Source organism: Streptococcus mitis, from assembly GCF_003942685.1.
GTDB lineage: Bacteria > Bacillota > Bacilli > Lactobacillales > Streptococcaceae > Streptococcus > Streptococcus mitis_CD.
Genome location: NZ_RJNR01000002.1, coordinates 23,636 through 40,598, shown reverse-complemented (window position 1 = coordinate 40,598; position 16,963 = coordinate 23,636). Strand labels below are relative to the sequence as shown.

At 40.0% G+C, this 16,963-nt stretch carries 17 protein-coding genes; 16 read left to right on the top strand and 1 reads right to left on the bottom strand.

The genetic code is table 11. The annotated features are described in order from the left end of the window. Positions 1 to 107: 107 nt before the first annotated feature. Genes glgB through D8855_RS01980 form a run of 6 tightly spaced genes read left to right on the top strand, consistent with a single transcriptional unit; the run spans position 108 to position 7,554 of the window. Positions 108 to 2,036: a 1,4-alpha-glucan branching protein GlgB gene (gene glgB / locus D8855_RS02005; RefSeq protein ID WP_125415696.1), complete on the top strand. Its 1,929-nt coding sequence runs from the start codon at positions 108 to 110 to the stop codon at positions 2,034 to 2,036. After that, positions 2,026 to 3,168: a glucose-1-phosphate adenylyltransferase gene (locus D8855_RS02000; RefSeq protein WP_125415693.1), complete on the top strand. Its 1,143-nt coding sequence runs from the start codon at positions 2,026 to 2,028 to the stop codon at positions 3,166 to 3,168. Before glgB ends, D8855_RS02000 begins: the two co-directional genes overlap by 11 nt. After that, positions 3,158 to 4,297, top strand: a complete 1,140-nt coding sequence (gene glgD, locus D8855_RS01995) for a glucose-1-phosphate adenylyltransferase subunit GlgD (RefSeq protein ID WP_125415690.1) — start codon at positions 3,158 to 3,160, stop codon at positions 4,295 to 4,297. Before D8855_RS02000 ends, glgD begins: the two co-directional genes overlap by 11 nt. After that, positions 4,294 to 5,727: a glycogen synthase GlgA gene (glgA, locus tag D8855_RS01990; RefSeq protein WP_125415688.1), complete on the top strand. Its 1,434-nt coding sequence runs from the start codon at positions 4,294 to 4,296 to the stop codon at positions 5,725 to 5,727. The genes glgD and glgA overlap by 4 nt, the downstream gene beginning before the upstream one ends. 58 nt (positions 5,728 to 5,785) lie before the next feature. After that, on the top strand, positions 5,786 to 6,430 hold the full coding sequence (gene serB, locus D8855_RS01985; RefSeq protein WP_070482626.1) for a phosphoserine phosphatase SerB: 645 nt from the start codon (positions 5,786 to 5,788) through the stop codon (positions 6,428 to 6,430). Between the two features lie 8 nt (positions 6,431 to 6,438). Continuing rightward, positions 6,439 to 7,554: a glycerate kinase gene (locus D8855_RS01980; protein WP_125415685.1), complete on the top strand. Its 1,116-nt coding sequence runs from the start codon at positions 6,439 to 6,441 to the stop codon at positions 7,552 to 7,554. Here the strand turns inward: D8855_RS01980 and D8855_RS01975 are convergent. Then, a complete protein-coding gene (locus D8855_RS01975) occupies positions 7,551 to 7,997 on the bottom strand; it encodes a YueI family protein (protein WP_125415682.1) in 447 nt (148 codons plus the stop codon). The genes D8855_RS01980 and D8855_RS01975 overlap by 4 nt on opposite strands. Before the next feature lie 163 nt (positions 7,998 to 8,160). On the opposite strand from D8855_RS01975, the gene eno reads away from it, so the two are divergent. The 10 genes from eno (at position 8,161) to pdrM (ending at position 16,903) form a co-directional block, all read left to right on the top strand. Then, the gene (gene eno, locus D8855_RS01970) at positions 8,161 to 9,465 is read left to right on the top strand and encodes a surface-displayed alpha-enolase (protein WP_000022813.1); all 1,305 of its coding nucleotides are present in this window, start codon (positions 8,161 to 8,163) and stop codon (positions 9,463 to 9,465) included. 176 nt (positions 9,466 to 9,641) lie between these two features. Then, complete coding sequence (locus D8855_RS01965) at positions 9,642 to 10,136, top strand: YkgJ family cysteine cluster protein (RefSeq protein WP_000031466.1); 495 nt, start codon at positions 9,642 to 9,644, stop codon at positions 10,134 to 10,136. A gap of 56 nt (positions 10,137 to 10,192) precedes the next feature. Beyond that, entirely contained in the window at positions 10,193 to 10,738 is a 546-nt protein-coding gene (locus D8855_RS01960) for a ClbS/DfsB family four-helix bundle protein (protein WP_125415679.1), read from the top strand. A 366-nt stretch (positions 10,739 to 11,104) separates the two neighbouring features. Beyond that, positions 11,105 to 12,106 (top strand): hypothetical protein, encoded by a 1,002-nt coding sequence (locus D8855_RS01955; protein ID WP_125415676.1) that lies wholly within the window; start codon positions 11,105 to 11,107, stop codon positions 12,104 to 12,106. Continuing rightward, complete coding sequence (locus D8855_RS01950) at positions 12,103 to 12,300, top strand: hypothetical protein (protein ID WP_023942550.1); 198 nt, start codon at positions 12,103 to 12,105, stop codon at positions 12,298 to 12,300. Before D8855_RS01955 ends, D8855_RS01950 begins: the two co-directional genes overlap by 4 nt. A gap of 37 nt (positions 12,301 to 12,337) precedes the next feature. After that, positions 12,338 to 13,030, top strand: a complete 693-nt coding sequence (pynA, locus tag D8855_RS01945; protein WP_125415674.1) for a pyrimidine 5'-nucleotidase PynA — start codon at positions 12,338 to 12,340, stop codon at positions 13,028 to 13,030. Between the two features lie 61 nt (positions 13,031 to 13,091). After that, the gene (locus D8855_RS01940) at positions 13,092 to 13,745 is read left to right on the top strand and encodes a uracil-DNA glycosylase (protein ID WP_070843060.1); all 654 of its coding nucleotides are present in this window, start codon (positions 13,092 to 13,094) and stop codon (positions 13,743 to 13,745) included. Between the two features lie 9 nt (positions 13,746 to 13,754). After that, positions 13,755 to 14,219, top strand: coding sequence for an NUDIX hydrolase (locus D8855_RS01935; protein ID WP_001135768.1), 465 nt, complete (start codon positions 13,755 to 13,757; stop codon positions 14,217 to 14,219). A 12-nt stretch (positions 14,220 to 14,231) separates the two neighbouring features. Beyond that, complete coding sequence (locus D8855_RS01930) at positions 14,232 to 15,500, top strand: dihydroorotase (RefSeq protein ID WP_125415672.1); 1,269 nt, start codon at positions 14,232 to 14,234, stop codon at positions 15,498 to 15,500. Between the two features lie 41 nt (positions 15,501 to 15,541). Then, positions 15,542 to 16,903, top strand: coding sequence for a sodium-coupled multidrug efflux MATE transporter PdrM (gene pdrM, locus D8855_RS01925; protein WP_125415669.1), 1,362 nt, complete (start codon positions 15,542 to 15,544; stop codon positions 16,901 to 16,903). Positions 16,904 to 16,963: the final 60 nt, after the last annotated feature.

Sequence of the window (16,963 nt, the reverse complement as noted above, 5' to 3'; positions counted from 1 at the left end):
GAAGACTTTCAAAAGATTTTTTTGCAAATTCCGTAATTTACTTGAATCTTCCCTAAAAAGGTAGTATAATAAATCTATAGAAAACGCTTACAGAAATAGGAGGGTGTATGGATAAGAAAAAAGCTTTAAAAACCTTTATGACAGGTGAAAATTTTCACCTCCAGCACTATCTGGGAGCTCATAGGGAAGAAAAAAATGGAGAGTATGGCTATACTTTTCGTGTGTGGGCGCCTAATGCTCAGGCTGTTCACTTGGTAGGGGATTTCACTAATTGGGTTGAAAATCAAATTCTGATGGAACGGAATGAATTTGGAGTCTGGGAAGTCTTTACCAGCCTTGCTCAAGAAGGCCAAATTTATAAGTACCATATCACACGTGCAAATGGTCATCAGCTGATGAAGATTGACCCTTTGGCTGTACGGTATGAGGCACGACCTGGTACTGGGGCTATTTTAACAGATATTCCAGAAAAGAAATGGAAGGATGGTCTCTGGCTAGCCCGTAGAAAACGCTTGAGCTTTGAAGAGCGTCCTGTCAATATTTACGAGGCTCATGCTGGCTCTTGGAAGAGAAATCCTGATGGCAGCCCCTATAGTTTTGCTCAATTGAAAGATGAACTCATTCCTTACTTGGTTGAGATGAATTATACTCACATTGAGTTTATGCCCCTGATGTCTCACCCACTAGGTTTGAGTTGGGGCTATCAGCTTATGGGTTACTTTGCTCTAGAGCATGCCTATGGTCGTCCTGAAGAATTTCAAGATTTTGTTGAGGAATGTCACTTAAACAATATAGGTGTTATTGTAGACTGGGTACCTGGTCACTTTACTATCAATGATGATGCCTTGGCCTATTATGATGGAACACCGACTTTTGAATACCAAGACCATAATAAGGCTCATAACTACGGTTGGGGAGCACTTAATTTTGACCTTGGAAAGAATGAAGTCCAGTCTTTCCTGATCTCTAGTATTAAGTTCTGGATTGATTTTTATCATTTAGATGGTATTCGCGTAGATGCCGTTAGCAACATGCTCTATCTTGACTACGATGATGCTCCATGGACACCTAATAAAGATGGTGGCAATCTCAACTATGAAGGTTATTATTTCCTTCAACGCTTGAATGATGTGATTAAACTAGTTCATCCTGATGTGATGATGATAGCGGAGGAAAGTTCATCAGCTACTCAGATTACTGACACTAAGGATTCAGATGGTCTTGGCTTCGACTACAAATGGAATATGGGTTGGATGAATGACATCCTCCGTTTCTATGAAGAAGATCCGATTTATCGTAAATACGACTTTAACTTGGTGACTTTCAGCTTTATGTATGTCTTCAAAGAGAATTATCTCCTACCATTCTCACACGATGAAGTGGTTCATGGCAAGAAGAGTATGATGCACAAGATGTGGGGAGATCGCTATAATCAATTCGCAGGCTTGCGTAATCTCTACACTTACCAAATTTGTCACCCAGGTAAAAAATTGCTCTTCATGGGTAGTGAATATGGGCAATTCCTAGAATGGAAATCTGAAGAACAGTTGGAATGGTCAAACTTAGAAGATCCAATGAATGCTAAGATGAAGTATTTCACTTCTCAGCTAAATCAGTTTTACAAAGACCACCGCTGTCTGTGGGAAATTGATACCAGCTATGATGGTATTGAAATCATCGATGCGGATAATCGAGACCAGAGTGTTCTTTCCTTCATCCGTAAGGGTAAGAAGGATGATATGTTAGTCTGTATCTTTAATATGGCACCTGTTGAACGAAAAGATTTTACAATCGGACTTCCTGTTGCAGGGATTTACGAAGAAGTCTGGAATACTGAGTTAGAAGAGTGGGGAGGCGTTTGGAAAGAACATAATCAAACTGTGCAAACGCAAGAAGGACTATGGAAAGATTATGAGCAGACCTTGACCTTTACCCTACCGGCTATGGGAGCAAGTGTTTGGAAAATCAAACGTCGCTTGAAACCTACTAAAACCGTCACAAGTAAAAACCAAAAAGGAGTAGAAAATGAAGAATGAAATGTTAGCTTTGATTCTTGCTGGTGGGCAAGGAACTCGTCTCGGTAAACTCACTCAAAGCATTGCAAAACCAGCTGTGCAATTTGGTGGGCGCTACCGTATCATTGACTTTGCTCTTTCAAACTGTGCCAACTCAGGCATCAACAATGTTGGAGTCATTACACAGTACCAACCACTTGCTCTCAACAACCATATTGGGAATGGTTCAAGTTGGGGACTAGACGGTATCAATTCAGGTGTCTCTATTCTTCAACCTTATTCTGCAAGTGAAGGAAATCGTTGGTTTGAGGGAACTAGCCACGCTATTTACCAAAATATCGACTATATCGACAGTGTCAACCCTGAGTATGTTTTGATTCTATCTGGGGACCACATCTATAAAATGGACTATGATGATATGCTCCAGTCACACAAGGATAATAATGCTAGTTTGACAGTCGCAGTTCTTGATGTTTCTCTTAAGGAAGCTAGCCGTTTTGGTATCATGAATACAGATGCAAACAATCGTATTGTTGAATTTGAAGAAAAACCAGCTCAACCTAAATCCACCAAAGCTTCTATGGGGATCTATATCTTTGATTGGCAACGTCTCCGCAATATGCTCGTTGCTGCTGAAAAGAGCAATGTCGATATGTCAGACTTTGGTAAAAATGTCATTCCAAATTACCTTGAGTCAGGTGAAAGTGTTTATGCCTACGAATTTAATGGTTACTGGAAAGATGTTGGTACGATTGAGTCGCTTTGGGAAGCGAACATGGAATATATTTCACCAGAAAATGCCTTGGATAGCCGTAACCGTCAATGGAAGATTTACTCAAGAAACTTAATTTCACCACCAAACTTCCTTGGGGCAAATGCTCATGTGGAAGATTCCTTGGTTGTCGATGGCTGTTTCGTAGATGGAACTGTTAAACATTCTATCCTCTCAACAGGTGCGCAAGTTCGCGAAGGGGCAGAAGTAGTAGATTCAGTTATCATGAGTGGTGCAATTGTCGGTCAGGGAGCTAAAATCAAACGTGCCATTATTGGTGAAGGTGCAGTTATTTCTGATGGTGTCGAAATTGATGGAACAGAAGAAGTACAAGTTGTAGGATATGATGAAGTAGTGGGGGTAGCAACAGATGAAGATTGATAAATATTCTGCCATTTTAGGAAACACAGTTGGTTTTCATGATATGTCAACACTGACAGACCACCGTCCAGTAGCTAGTTTGCCATTTGGTGGTAAATATCGCTTGATTGACTTCCCGCTTTCAAGTCTTGCTAATGCTGGTGTCCGTAGTATTTTTGGTATTTTCCAACAAGACAATATCAGTTCAGTCTTTGACCATATCCGTTCAGGGCGTGAGTGGGGATTGTCAACTCTTCTTAGCCACTACTATCTAGGTATTTACAATACCCGTGTGGAAAGTAGTACAGTTGGGAAAGAATACTACCAACAGCTTCTTACTTATTTGAAACGTTCCGGCTCAAACCAAACAGTGTCACTTAACTGTGATGTTTTGATTAATATTGATCTGAACCAAGTATTCCACCTACACACTACAACAAAAGGTCCAATCACTGTAGTTTATAAAAAACTACCTAAAAAAGATATTTCAGAAGTAAATGCAATCTTAGAAGTGGATGAAACAGACCATGTCCGTTCTCATAAACTCTTTGATAGTAAATCATCAGATGAAGTTTACAATATGTCCACAGATATCTTTGTCGTCGATACACCTTGGTTGATTGAACGCTTAGAAGAAGAAGCTAAGAAAGAACATCCAGAGAAATTGCGTTATGTTTTACGGGATTTGGCGGCAAAAGAAGGGGCTTTTGCCTACGAGTACACAGGTTATCTGGCAAATATTCATTCTGTAGAGTCTTATTACCAAGCTAATAAAGATATGCTTGAATCTCAAAAATTCTACTCTCTATTTACTCCAAACCAAAAGATTTACACAAAGGTAAAAAACGAAGAGCCAACTTATTATGCTAATACATCTAAGGTAAGCACTTCTCAGTTTGCCTCTGGTAGTATCATTGAAGGTCAAGTGGCTAATTCTGTTTTATCACGTAATATTCATGTCCATAAGGATAGCTTGGTTAAAGATAGCATCTTATTCCCTCGTGTTGTTATTGGAGAAGGTGCTCAGGTAGAATATGCTATCTTAGACAAGGGTGTTGAAGTTGCGGATGGAGTTGTGATCCGTGGAACTGCAGAACATCCAGTCGTCGTTAAGAAAGGTGCTAAAGTAACAGAGGATATTCATTCATGAAAATTTTATTTGTAGCTGCTGAGGGTGCACCCTTTTCAAAAACAGGTGGTTTGGGAGACGTCATTGGCGCTCTTCCTAAATCACTGGTAAAAGCGGGACATGAAGTTGCAGTAATTTTACCCTACTATGACATGGTAGAGGCTAAATTTGGAAATCAGATTGAAGATGTTCTTCATTTTGAGGTGAGTGTTGGTTGGCGCAGACAGTACTGTGGAATTAAGAAAATAGTACTAAATGGTGTGACCTTCTACTTTATTGACAACCAATATTATTTCTTCCGTGGTCATGTTTACGGCGATTTTGATGACGGAGAACGCTTTGCCTTTTTCCAACTGGCTGCCATTGAGGCTATGGAAAGAATTGACTTTATTCCTGACCTTCTCCATGTTCATGACTACCATACAGCTATGATTCCTTTCTTGTTAAAGGAAAAATACCGTTGGATTCAAGCCTATGAGGGCATTAAAACTGTTTTAACCATTCATAATTTGGAATTCCAAGGACAATTTTCAGAAGGAATGTTATGGGATTTGTTTGGAGTTGGCTTTGAGCGTTATGCTGATGGCACCCTTCGATGGAACAACTGTCTGAACTGGATGAAGGCAGGTATTCTCTATGCGGATCGTGTTTCAACCGTTTCGCCTAGCTATGCTCATGAAATTATGACCAGTCAGTTCGGATGTAACTTGGATCAGATTCTTAGAATGGAATCTGGCAAGGTATCTGGTATCTTGAATGGGATTGATGCTGATCTTTATAATCCTCAGACGGATGCTCTTTTAGACTATCATTTTAATCAGGAAGATTTGTCTGGAAAAGCCCAAAATAAGGCAAAATTGCAAGAGAGAGTAGGCTTGCCAGTTAGAGCTGACGTTCCACTGGTGGGAATTGTTTCTCGTTTGACACGTCAAAAAGGTTTTGATGTGGTGGTCGAAAGTCTGCACCATATCTTGCAAGAAGATGTTCAGATTGTTCTTTTGGGAACTGGCGATCCAGCCTTTGAAGGGGCTTTCTCATGGTTTGCTCAGATTTACCCAGACAAGCTATCAGCAAATATCACTTTTGATGTCAAACTAGCTCAAGAAATCTACGCTGCTTGTGATCTCTTCCTCATGCCAAGTCGTTTTGAACCATGTGGCTTGTCTCAAATGATGGCTATGCGTTACGGAACCTTGCCATTGGTTCATGAAGTTGGTGGCTTGCGAGATACCGTTCGCGCTTTCAATCCAATCGAGGGAAGCGGTACTGGCTTTAGCTTTGACAATCTATCTCCTTACTGGTTAAATTGGACTTTCCAAACAGCATTGGACTTGTATAGAAACCATCCTGATGTTTGGAGAAATCTACAAAAACAAGCTATGGAGTGTGATTTCTCATGGGATACAGCCTGCAAGTCATACCTTGACTTGTACCATAGTTTAGTTAATTAATAGATAAAATCGTATGATGACTTCATACGATTTTTGGGCTGTTTAGAGAGGAGAAGATATGTCTCAAGTAAAAGGTTTGTGTGTCATGGATGTTGATGGAACCTTAATCCTAGAAGAAGTGATTGATCTTTTGGGTAGAGAGGCAGGTCGTGAGGAGGAAATTTCGCTGATTACAAGTCGGGCAATGCGAGGAGAGTTAGACTTTGAAAGCAGTTTAAGAAAAAGAGTGTCCTTGCTGGAAGGTCTTCCTGTTTCGGTTTTTGATAAAGTCTTCAACTCTATTCATCTAACGCCAAATGCCCAGGAATTCATTTCCATTCTCCAAAAGAATGGTATCCTAGTTGGTCTACTGTCTGGTGGCTTTACACCAATAGTTGCGAGACTAGCAAAATCTCTTGGAATTGCCCATTTCTCTGCCAACCAACTTGAAGTCAAAGATGGTCTTTTAACTGGAAAATTGATTGGACAAATTATAAGTCCTGAGGTCAAAAAAGAGACTCTGGAAAAATGGAGAGAGGGACTAAAACTTCCTCAAGAAAGAACTGTTGCAATCGGAGATGGGGCAAATGACCTATTAATGTTGAAATCAGCAGGACTGGGAATCGCCTTTTGTGGCAAAGAAGTACTCAAAAAAGAAATACCACATCATGTTGACAAGAGGGATTTTTTAGAAGTTCTTCCCTTGATTGACTGTTTAGAATGAGGGAAAATATGAAGATTGTAATTGCACCAGATTCGTTTAAGGAAAGCTTGTCCGCTCAACAGGTAGCTGAAGCAATAAAAAGAGGCTTCCAACAATCGATAGCAGATGTAGACTGTCTCCTCTGCCCTGTTGGTGATGGTGGCGAAGGTACAGTAGATGCTATTCGGCATTCTATTGACCTTGAAGAAAAATGGATCAAAGTGACAGGACCTTTTGGACAAAAAGAAGCCATGCGCTATTTTCAAAAAGGGGGACTGGCGCTATTTGAAGTTGCCGACTTGGTTGGCCTTGGAAAGATTCCGCTAGAGAAACGAAATCCACTTCAAATCCAAACTTGTGGTATTGGAGAGTTGATTCGTCATCTCATTGCTCAAGGGATTAAAGATATCTATATCGGCGTTGGTGGTACGGCCAGTAATGATGGCGGTATTGGTATTGCTGCTGGATTGGGGTATCAATTCTATGATAAGGCTGGAAATGTCTTGCCTGCTTGCGGTCAATCCTTACTAAACTTAGCTTCTATGTCAACAGAAAATCGCTATGAAATTCCTGAAGATGTGCAAATTCGTATTTTAGCAGATGTCGTGAGTCCCTTATGTGGTCAGCAAGGTGCGACTTACACTTTTGGAAAGCAAAAAGGTTTACATCCTACTATGTTTGCAGTCGTAGATCAGGCAATCCAAGATTTTTATGAAAAAGTCTCGCCTGCAACATTAGAAATTAAAGGTGCAGGAGCTGGTGGAGGAATTGCTGGCGGTTTGTGTGCCTTTGCTAAAGCAAGTATCGTATCTGGAATTGACACTTGTTTAGATTTGATTGACTTTGATAAGAAAGTTGCAGATGCTGACTTGGTAGTTGTAGGAGAAGGAAGGATAGATCGTCAAAGTTTAGCAGGTAAAGCGCCGATAGGCGTAGCAAAAAGAACCCCTGTCGGAGTTCCTGTCATTGCTATTTGTGGTAGTATTGCTGAGGATTTACCTCCCCTACCATTTGAGAATATCCAAGCGGCTTTTTCAATTTTGGAGAAAAGTGAACCTCTAGAAGATAGTTTGAAAAATGCCAGTCTCTATCTGGAGCGCACGACTGCCAATATCGGTCACTTATTAAATATGCGCAAGATTTAGCCAAACCATTTCTTCCAGATGGATGTTTTAGCTGGTTCTTCCTTTTTATCTTCCCAAAGTTTTGCAAAAGCAAGTCGAAGGTCCTTTTCTTCTACTTGTACTGGTGCATTGGTATGAATAATCAGTCCAAAAGGAGAAGAAGCGTGGTCTTCAGAAACTATTGTGGCTTGGCTATCAGTTTCTTTTGCTTCTTTCAAGTAGAAAACTTGCTTGTCAAATTCGATAGTTGGTGAAATCTTCACAAATAGTGGCTCTGCTTTTTCCTGAAGATTTTCTAAAATAGATAAAAAGCCTTTTTCTAACTGAGGACTATTTGCTGTGTCAATATCTGCATACCCAAGAACTCTTTCCTCAAAGGTACCAAGATAGCGTCTTTGCTCATCCGGATTAATTTTTGGCCCACCGTGAGCTTTTTCAAGTAATTGTTTTGATAAATCTGTCATGAAAACAGTATATCATAAAAGTTAGAATAAAACAGACAAAAGAAAGCGATTACTTTATAAAGTTAAGGAAAATTTGCACAAAGATAACGTTTTTTCTTGAAAAAGGAGGGGTTTTAAGGTATTATAGAGGTGTAAAAAATTTAACTCATAAGGAGAGTAAAAAATGTCAATTATTACTGATGTTTACGCTCGCGAAGTCCTAGACTCACGCGGTAACCCAACACTTGAAGTAGAAGTTTACACTGAATCAGGTGCTTTCGGACGTGGTATGGTTCCATCAGGAGCTTCTACTGGTGAACACGAAGCAGTTGAACTTCGCGACGGTGACAAATCTCGTTACGGTGGTCTTGGTACACAAAAAGCTGTTGACAACGTAAACAACATCATTGCTGAAGCTATCATTGGCTACGATGTACGTGATCAACAAGCTATCGACCGTGCTATGATCGCTCTTGACGGTACTCCTAACAAAGGTAAATTGGGTGCAAACGCAATCCTTGGTGTGTCTATCGCTGTAGCTCGTGCTGCTGCTGACTACCTTGAAATCCCACTTTACAGCTACCTTGGTGGATTCAACACTAAAGTTCTTCCAACTCCAATGATGAACATCATCAACGGTGGTTCTCACTCTGACGCTCCAATTGCTTTCCAAGAGTTCATGATCTTGCCAGTTGGTGCGCCAACATTCAAAGAAGCTCTTCGTTACGGTGCTGAAATCTTCCACGCTCTTAAGAAAATCCTTAAATCACGTGGTTTGGAAACTGCCGTAGGTGACGAAGGTGGATTCGCTCCTCGTTTCGAAGGAACTGAAGACGGTGTTGAAACTATCCTTGCTGCGATCGAAGCTGCTGGATATGTTCCAGGTAAAGACGTATTTATCGGATTTGACTGTGCTTCATCAGAATTCTACGATAAAGAACGTAAAGTTTACGACTATACTAAATTTGAAGGTGAAGGCGCTGCTGTTCGTACATCTGCAGAACAAATCGACTACCTTGAAGAATTGGTTAACAAATACCCAATCATCACTATCGAAGATGGTATGGATGAAAACGACTGGGATGGTTGGAAAGCACTTACTGAACGTCTTGGTAAGAAAGTACAACTTGTTGGTGACGACTTCTTCGTAACAAACACTGACTACCTTGCACGTGGTATCCAAGAAGGTGCTGCTAACTCAATCCTTATCAAAGTTAACCAAATCGGTACTCTTACTGAAACTTTTGAAGCTATCGAAATGGCTAAAGAAGCTGGTTACACTGCCGTTGTATCACACCGTTCAGGTGAAACTGAAGATTCAACAATCGCTGACATCGCAGTTGCAACTAACGCAGGACAAATCAAGACTGGTTCACTTTCACGTACAGACCGTATCGCTAAATACAACCAATTGCTTCGCATCGAAGACCAACTTGGTGAAGTAGCTGAATACCGTGGATTGAAATCATTCTACAACCTTAAAAAATAAAATAGTTCAGTGAACTATTTTATCCTGAACCTTGAAATTCAAAAGTTCAGCCGTTGATTTAACAACGTTTCTAGCCCCTCGGATTTTATCCGAAGGGCTATTTTTATGTTCAGGGTGCAAAAAAGGGGCAGTGTTTATGGTATAATAGACAAAAATACGTGAATTAGAAAGAAATTATGTCTAAAGAAATTGATATTGAGTATTACCACCAGCTAGCCTTGCAAAAGCAAAAGGAGCACCGTAAAATTTTAGCAAATCTAAAGAAAAAACCACCAAAAAATCTAGATAAGATAGCTCAACAGATTCACCAAGAAGTTTTTGAGGAGATTGATTGCACTGCCTGTGCCAACTGTTGCAAGACATTGGGACCTGACTTTAAAGAAGCAGATATTACACGAATCGCCAAGTATTTTAAGATGAAATTACCCGCTTTTGAAGCAGAGTTTCTGCAGGTAGATGAAGATGGTGACAAGGTTTTCAAATCTATGCCTTGTCCATTTCTAGGAGGAGATAATCTCTGTTCCATCTATGACGTTCGTCCAAAGGCCTGTCGTGAATTTCCTCATACAGACAGGAAAAAGATCCATCAAATCAACCATTTGACGATTAAGAATACTTTGACCTGTCCAGCAGCCTATCTCTTTGTTGAGAAATTAAAGGATAAGTTATAGAGATTTAAAGGATAAAAAATCTCTAATAATAACTAGAGATATGAAGGGAGAACTCTATGCCAAGACCTAAAACAAAAGAGGAGCTAGTACTGGCCTCTAAGGAAAACTATGAAAAGCTTAATCGTTTCATCTCCCAACTAAGTGAAGATGAGCTACAGACTCCATTTGATTTATCAAGAGACCCAAAGAAAAAAGAAGCTCACTGGAAAAGGGATAAAAATCTACGGGATGTCTTGATCCATCTTTATGAATGGCATCAGTTGCTTTTGACTTGGGTTCATTCTAATCAAAAAGATCACGAAAGACCTTTTCTCCCTGAACCTTATAATTGGAAAACTTATGGAGAAATGAATGTCACTTTTTGGAAGAAGCACCAGAAAACCTCCTTAGAAGAAGCGACTAGACTCCTAGAACAATCACATAGGAAGGTTTTAGAGTTGATAGAATTTTTTAGCAATGACGAACTCTTTGCCAAAGGTATCTATAAGTGGACGGGAGGGACAAATCTAGGTTCCTACTTTGTTAGTAGCACGTCAAGCCACTATGATTGGGCTAGCAAAAAACTCAAAGCTCATCAGAGAAATTGTAAGTGTCGTAGTTGAGGTGTAGATGGGCTCTTCTAAGTTTCGAATACCTTATTTTTCTTTGTTTTAGAGCAATTCTAGCTTTAGAATCCTTCAAAAATTAAAATTTAAGACTATCATGGACTTAGAATAGTACGAAAGCATTTAGTTTATAGGAGTTCTAGGTCTAGAATTACATGGATATTTATGTATTCAGAGTATTAGATAGTCAGGATAGTTCTATTCTGAAAGATTTGGGCTGTCAATTGGATAGGAGAGTGTTTTTTTATGTTAGATTCCAGTAAAAATGATTTGATAGATAATATTAAAGAAAAATCAAAATCATAATTTTGTTTAATATGGTATAATATTTCTAATAATTTAAACATAATGAGGTAGTAATTTATGGATGAAGTTTTATTTTTTGGCGAAGTTGACTTTGATATTCTTGATATTGACGGTTATGAACTAAAACCCTCAACGTTTTTTAATAAGTTACCAGAAATAGCCCAACCTTTAGCCAAAAATGCAAATAAAATCTTATCTGAAGTAGAAAAAATGTTATATTCTGCTCCAGCCTTTATCCATGTTGTCCAATCTAGTATACCTGAAGAGGTTTTTCAGGCAATTCTTTCTCCAGAACAACGGGAACAAATTGCTCAAGGAGTGCTAAAATTAATGACAAAGAAAGATGGCTCTCTCTTGGCGGTATTAGTAGATACTAATACTAATAAAGTCATTGGAAATGTACCATTGAAATCTGTTAAATTGACACCAGAATTAAATAAAGCGTTAGCTGATTATTCGTCACAAATTCAAATGGCTCAGATTGCAGAGGAGATTCAAAATGTACAATATGCTATTGAAGACGTCAGAAAAGGACAGGAGTCAGATAGACTTGCCATAGCCTATAGTTGTCAACAGAAACTCTTGCAGGCTAGAGAGATATCAGATCCAAACATTAGAACAATGATGTTACTGCAAGTTATTTCAGATGCAGAAGATAGTCGAAACCTTCTAATGCTTAGTCAAAAATCTAATGTAAATTTTATTAAAGAACAACCAGATTCTACTTGGGGGAAGTTATTAAAAGGGGATAAACCAGATAAAATTGAAGCTCGTATGAATGAGATTAGAGATGGATTAGCAGCCGTAAATATCGTTTCACTATCAGCAGCAATAGCTTATAATGAGTTGGGCGAGAAAAAGGCTGCTCAAAAAAGTTTGGATTACTTTGGGAAATTTATTAACGAAACTTATCTCAGTTCTCAAGAATTAGTAGAGAGACTTGATCTACTTGATCCTTCGCCTACAAATTACTGGACAAAAGAATTGCCAAAAATTGAAACTTCTATAATGAAATTGCCAAATAAACCAGATGCTATTGAGACAGAGGTGCTAGAATGAAAGAAATAAAAAAATGCAAGACATGTACTAGGGATTTACCATTAAGTTATAAGCACAATAAGTGCGAATCGTGTAGAAACAAAAAAATAGATGAAGCAAAAAAGATACTTAAAGTTGTTGGACAAGTTGGAAGTGTGGTTACTCCAGTTGTAGTTGGTATGTTGATGAATAAAACTAAGAAAAAGAAGAAATAAACTAATCTATTAAGTACCTAGAAAGGAAAACCTCAAATTGTCCTACAAATTTCTACTCTTCGACCTCGACCACACTCTTCTTGATTTTGATGCTGCTGAGGATGTGGCTTTGACGCAACTCCTAAAAGAAGAAGGGGTTACAGATATTCAGGCTTATAAAGACTATTATGTTCCTATGAACAAGGCTCTATGGAAGGACTTAGAGCAAAAGAAAATCAGTAAACAAGAGTTGGTTAACACGCGCTTTTCTCGTCTATTTGCTCACTTTGGACAGGAAAAAGACGGTAGTTTTCTAGCCCATCGTTACCAATTTTACCTCGCTCAACAGGGACAAACTTTTTCAGGCGCTCATGAACTCTTGGATATCCTCATCGAGCGAGATTATGACTTGTATGCTGCGACAAATGGCATTACTGCCATTCAGACAGGGCGTTTGACTCAATCTGGTCTAGCACCTTATTTCAATCAAGTTTTTATCTCAGAACAGTTGCAAACACAAAAGCCTGATGCTCTCTTTTATGAAAAAATTGGTCAACAGATTGTAGGTTTTAGCAAAGAAGAGACGCTGATGATTGGAGATTCCCTAACCGCCGACATTCAGGGTGGCAATAATGCTGGAATTGACACTATCTGGTACAATCCTCATCACCTCGAAAATCACACACTAGCCCAGCCGACTTACGAAGTTCATTCTTACCAAGACTTGCTGGATTGCTTAGATAAACTGTAAAAAGTGGTTTCCATAGCCACTTTTTGCTATAATAGAGGCAGTAAAAATGAAGGAGTCGGCTATGGAACACTCGTCTTGGCATGCTTTGATTAAGGCGCAATTACCTGAGGGTTATTTTGGGAAAATCAATCAGTTTATGGAGCAGGTCTATGCTCAGGGTACTGTTTATCCGCCCAAGGAAAAGGTTTTTCAAGCTCTCTTGACAACACCGCTTGAAGAAGTTAAGGTGGTGATTCTAGGGCAAGATCCCTATCACGGGCCAGGTCAAGCGCAGGGCTTGAGTTTTTCTGTACCTGACTCTATTCCAGCACCGCCATCTCTGCAAAATATCTTGACAGAATTGTCAGATGATATCGGCGTTAAGAAATCTCATGATTTGACAGCTTGGGCTGAGCAAGGAGTCTTGCTTCTTAATGCTTGTTTGACGGTTCCTGCTGGACAGGCCAATGGTCATGCTGGTCAGATATGGGAACCTTTTACAGATGCGGTTATTAAGGTTGTCAATAATCTGGATAGACCTGTAGTCTTTGTCCTTTGGGGTTCTTTTGCACGCAAGAAGAAGGCCTTAGTTACCAATCCTCATCACTTGATTATCGAATCAGCCCATCCTAGTCCTTTGTCAGTTTATAGAGGATTTTGGGGTTCCAAGCCTTTTTCCAAGGCCAATGCATTCTTAAAAGAGACAGGACAAGAGCCAATCGATTGGCTTAGATAAGGAGAAAATATGCCTCAGTTAGCGACGATTTGCTACATTGATAACGGAAAAGAACTGCTCATGCTCCATCGTAATAAGAAGCCTAATGATGTCCATGAAGGCAAATGGATTGGTGTGGGTGGTAAGCTAGAGCGAGGGGAGACCCCTCAAGAATGCGCGGCGCGTGAAATCCTCGAAGAAACAGGGCTCAAAGCCAAGCCAGTTCTAAAAGGCGTCATCACTTTTCCTGAATTTACACCAGATTTAGACTGGTACACCTATGTTTTTAAGGTGACAGAGTTTGAGGGGGACTTGATTGACTGTAATGAGGGAACGCTGGAATGGGTTCCCTATGATGAAGTCTTAAGCAAGCCGACTTGGGAAGGTGACCATACCTTTGTTGAGTGGCTTTTAGAGGATAAACCCTTCTTTTCAGCCAAGTTTGTTTATGATGGGGATAAATTGTTGGATACCCAAGTTGATTTCTATGAATAAAGGAGAAAGCAGATGCTACTAATCAAAAATGGTCGTGTAATGGATCCCAAGTCTGGTTTGGATCAAGTTTGTGATGTCTTAGTTCAAGATGGGAAAATTATCAAAATTGCGCCTGAGATTAAAGAAGAAGGAGCAGAGATAATTGATGCTACTGGTCTTGTAGTTGCTCCTGGCTTGGTCGATATTCATGTTCATTTCCGTGAACCTGGTCAAACCCACAAGGAAGATATTCATACGGGTGCCCTAGCAGCCGCTGCAGGTGGTTTTACAACTGTTGTCATGATGGCTAATACCAGTCCAACCATTTCAGACGTGGAGACTTTGCAAGAAGTTCTCCAGTCAGCTGCCAAGGAAAAAATCAATGTCAAGACGGTTGCGACCATTACTAAGAATTTTAATGGCCAAGATTTGACAGACTTTCAGGCACTCTTAGAAGCAGGTGCGGTTGGTTTCTCTGATGACGGTATTCCACTTGAAAGCAGTAAAGTTGTCAAGGAAGCCATGGAGGAAGCTAAAAAGCTTAATACCTTTATTAGTCTTCATGAGGAAGATCCAGGTTTGAATGGGATTCTTGGCTTTAATGAAAATATTGCTAAAGAACATTTCCATATCTGTGGTGCAACTGGGGTGGCTGAGTACGCTATGATGGCGCGTGATGTCATGATTGCCTATGCAACCAAGTCCCATGTTCATATTCAACATTTGTCTAAGGAAGAAAGTGTTAAAGTAGTGGAGTTTGCTCAAGGATTGGGTGCGCAAGTAACAGCAGAAGTAGCGCCACAGCATTTTTCTAAGACCGAAGCACTTCTTTTGACACAAGGTAGCAATGCTAAGATGAATCCGCCGCTTCGTTTGGAATCAGACCGTCGTGCTGTTATCGAAGGTCTTAAATCAGGCGTCATCACAGTTATAGCGACTGACCATGCGCCTCATCATGCAGATGAAAAAAATGTTGAGGATATTACCAAAGCGCCATCTGGTATGACAGGTTTGGAAACATCCCTATCTCTTGGCTTGACCTATTTGGTGGAAGCTGGTGAGTTAAGCTTGATGGAATTACTTGAAAAAATGACATACAACCCATCCAAGCTTTACAACTTTGAAGCAGGTTACTTGGCTGAGAATGGTCCAGCGGATATTACTATTTTTGATGCTAAGGCTGACCGCCTTGTGGACTCCCATTTTGCTTCAAAAGCAGCTAATTCACCATTCATTGGTGAAACCTTAAAAGGGCAGGTTAAATATACCATCTGTAAGGGACAAATCGTCTATCAAAACTAGGTGGGAGTCTGCTCTGTAAACAAAAAGAATAGAGAGCCTATATGTACCAAACCCATCATTTTAAAGACAAGTTTATCTTATTTTTAAAGATATTTTTCCCTATCCTGATTTATCAATTTGCCAATTATTCTGCATCCTTTGTTGATACGACTATGACAGGCCAATACAATACCATGGACTTGGCTGGTGTATCTATGGCAACCAGTATCTGGAATCCTTTCTTTACCTTTCTAACAGGTATTGTGTCAGCCTTGGTGCCCATCATTGGCCACCATCTTGGTCGAGGCAAAAAGGAAGAGGTTGCGTCTGATTTTTACCAGTTCATCTATCTGGCCTTGGGTCTATCTGTGGTCTTGCTGGGGATGGTGCTTTTCTTGGCACCACCAATCTTGAATCATATTGGACTAGAAGCACCGGTGGCGGCAGTAGCGGTTCGCTATCTCTGGTTTTTATCTATCGGAATTATCCCCTTGTTGCTTTTTAGTGTCATTCGTTCCTTGCTGGATTCGCTGGGCTTGACCAAACTGTCCATGTACCTCATGCTTTTGTTACTTCCCTTGAATAGTGGATTTAACTATCTCTTGATTTACGGTGCCTTTGGAGTTCCAGAGCTGGGTGGTGCTGGTTCAGGTTTAGGGACTTCTTTGGCCTACTGGGTCTTGCTTGGGATTTCTGTTCTGGTTTTATTTAAACAGGAGAAGCTCAAAGCCCTACATCTTGAGAAACGAATTCCACTTAATATGAATAAAATCAAGGAAGGAGTTCGCTTAGGTCTGCCTATTGGGGGAACTGTCTTTGCGGAAGTGGCTATCTTTTCCGTGGTTGGCTTGATTATGGCTAAGTTTTCGTCCTTGATTATCGCTAGTCACCAGTCAGCTATGAATTTTTCATCTCTCATGTATGCTTTCCCTATGAGTATCTCATCGGCTATGGCTATTGTCGTTTCCTATGAAGTTGGAGCCAAGCGATTTGATGATGCGAAAACCTATATTGGTCTAGGAAGATGGACTGCCCTCATTTTTGCGGCCTTCACCTTATCTTTTCTTTACATTTTTAGGGGAAATGTGGCCAGTCTTTATGGGAACGACTCAGAATTTATCGATTTGACAGCGCGTTTTTTGACTTACAGCCTTTTCTTCCAGTTAGCAGATACCTTTGCGGCCCCCCTTCAGGGAATTTTGCGGGGGTATAAGGATACAGTGATTCCTTTTTACCTTGGTTTGGTTGGCTATTGGGGCGTAGCAATCCCAGTGGCTATGCTATTTGATTCCCTAACAGATTTTGGAGCTTATTCTTACTGGATCGGCTTGATTATTAGTCTAATTGTGAGTGGGGTTCTCTACCGTTGGCGTTTAACTGTGATTATGAAGAGATTTGAATCTGTAGAAAAATCTAAACGCTAAAAAGTTTGTGAAAAAATATTCTTTATAAGTAAATCCCTTGTTTTCATGGGGTTTTCTTTT

Excerpts from the sequence above, each read along its gene's own strand:
- glgB (WP_125415696.1), top strand. The coding sequence starts at position 108 with ATGGATAAGAAAAAAGCTTTAAAAACCTTTATGACAGGTGAAAATTTT.
- D8855_RS02000 (WP_125415693.1), top strand. The coding sequence starts at position 2,026 with ATGAAGAATGAAATGTTAGCTTTGATTCTTGCTGGTGGGCAAGGAACT.
- glgD (WP_125415690.1), top strand. The coding sequence starts at position 3,158 with ATGAAGATTGATAAATATTCTGCCATTTTAGGAAACACAGTTGGTTTT.
- glgA (WP_125415688.1), top strand. The coding sequence starts at position 4,294 with ATGAAAATTTTATTTGTAGCTGCTGAGGGTGCACCCTTTTCAAAAACA.
- serB (WP_070482626.1), top strand. The coding sequence starts at position 5,786 with ATGTCTCAAGTAAAAGGTTTGTGTGTCATGGATGTTGATGGAACCTTA.
- D8855_RS01980 (WP_125415685.1), top strand. The coding sequence starts at position 6,439 with ATGAAGATTGTAATTGCACCAGATTCGTTTAAGGAAAGCTTGTCCGCT.
- D8855_RS01975 (WP_125415682.1), bottom strand. The coding sequence starts at position 7,997 with ATGACAGATTTATCAAAACAATTACTTGAAAAAGCTCACGGTGGGCCA.
- eno (WP_000022813.1), top strand. The coding sequence starts at position 8,161 with ATGTCAATTATTACTGATGTTTACGCTCGCGAAGTCCTAGACTCACGC.
- D8855_RS01965 (WP_000031466.1), top strand. The coding sequence starts at position 9,642 with ATGTCTAAAGAAATTGATATTGAGTATTACCACCAGCTAGCCTTGCAA.
- D8855_RS01960 (WP_125415679.1), top strand. The coding sequence starts at position 10,193 with ATGCCAAGACCTAAAACAAAAGAGGAGCTAGTACTGGCCTCTAAGGAA.
- D8855_RS01955 (WP_125415676.1), top strand. The coding sequence starts at position 11,105 with ATGGATGAAGTTTTATTTTTTGGCGAAGTTGACTTTGATATTCTTGAT.
- D8855_RS01950 (WP_023942550.1), top strand. The coding sequence starts at position 12,103 with ATGAAAGAAATAAAAAAATGCAAGACATGTACTAGGGATTTACCATTA.
- D8855_RS01940 (WP_070843060.1), top strand. The coding sequence starts at position 13,092 with ATGGAACACTCGTCTTGGCATGCTTTGATTAAGGCGCAATTACCTGAG.
- D8855_RS01935 (WP_001135768.1), top strand. The coding sequence starts at position 13,755 with ATGCCTCAGTTAGCGACGATTTGCTACATTGATAACGGAAAAGAACTG.
- D8855_RS01930 (WP_125415672.1), top strand. The coding sequence starts at position 14,232 with ATGCTACTAATCAAAAATGGTCGTGTAATGGATCCCAAGTCTGGTTTG.
- pdrM (WP_125415669.1), top strand. The coding sequence starts at position 15,542 with ATGTACCAAACCCATCATTTTAAAGACAAGTTTATCTTATTTTTAAAG.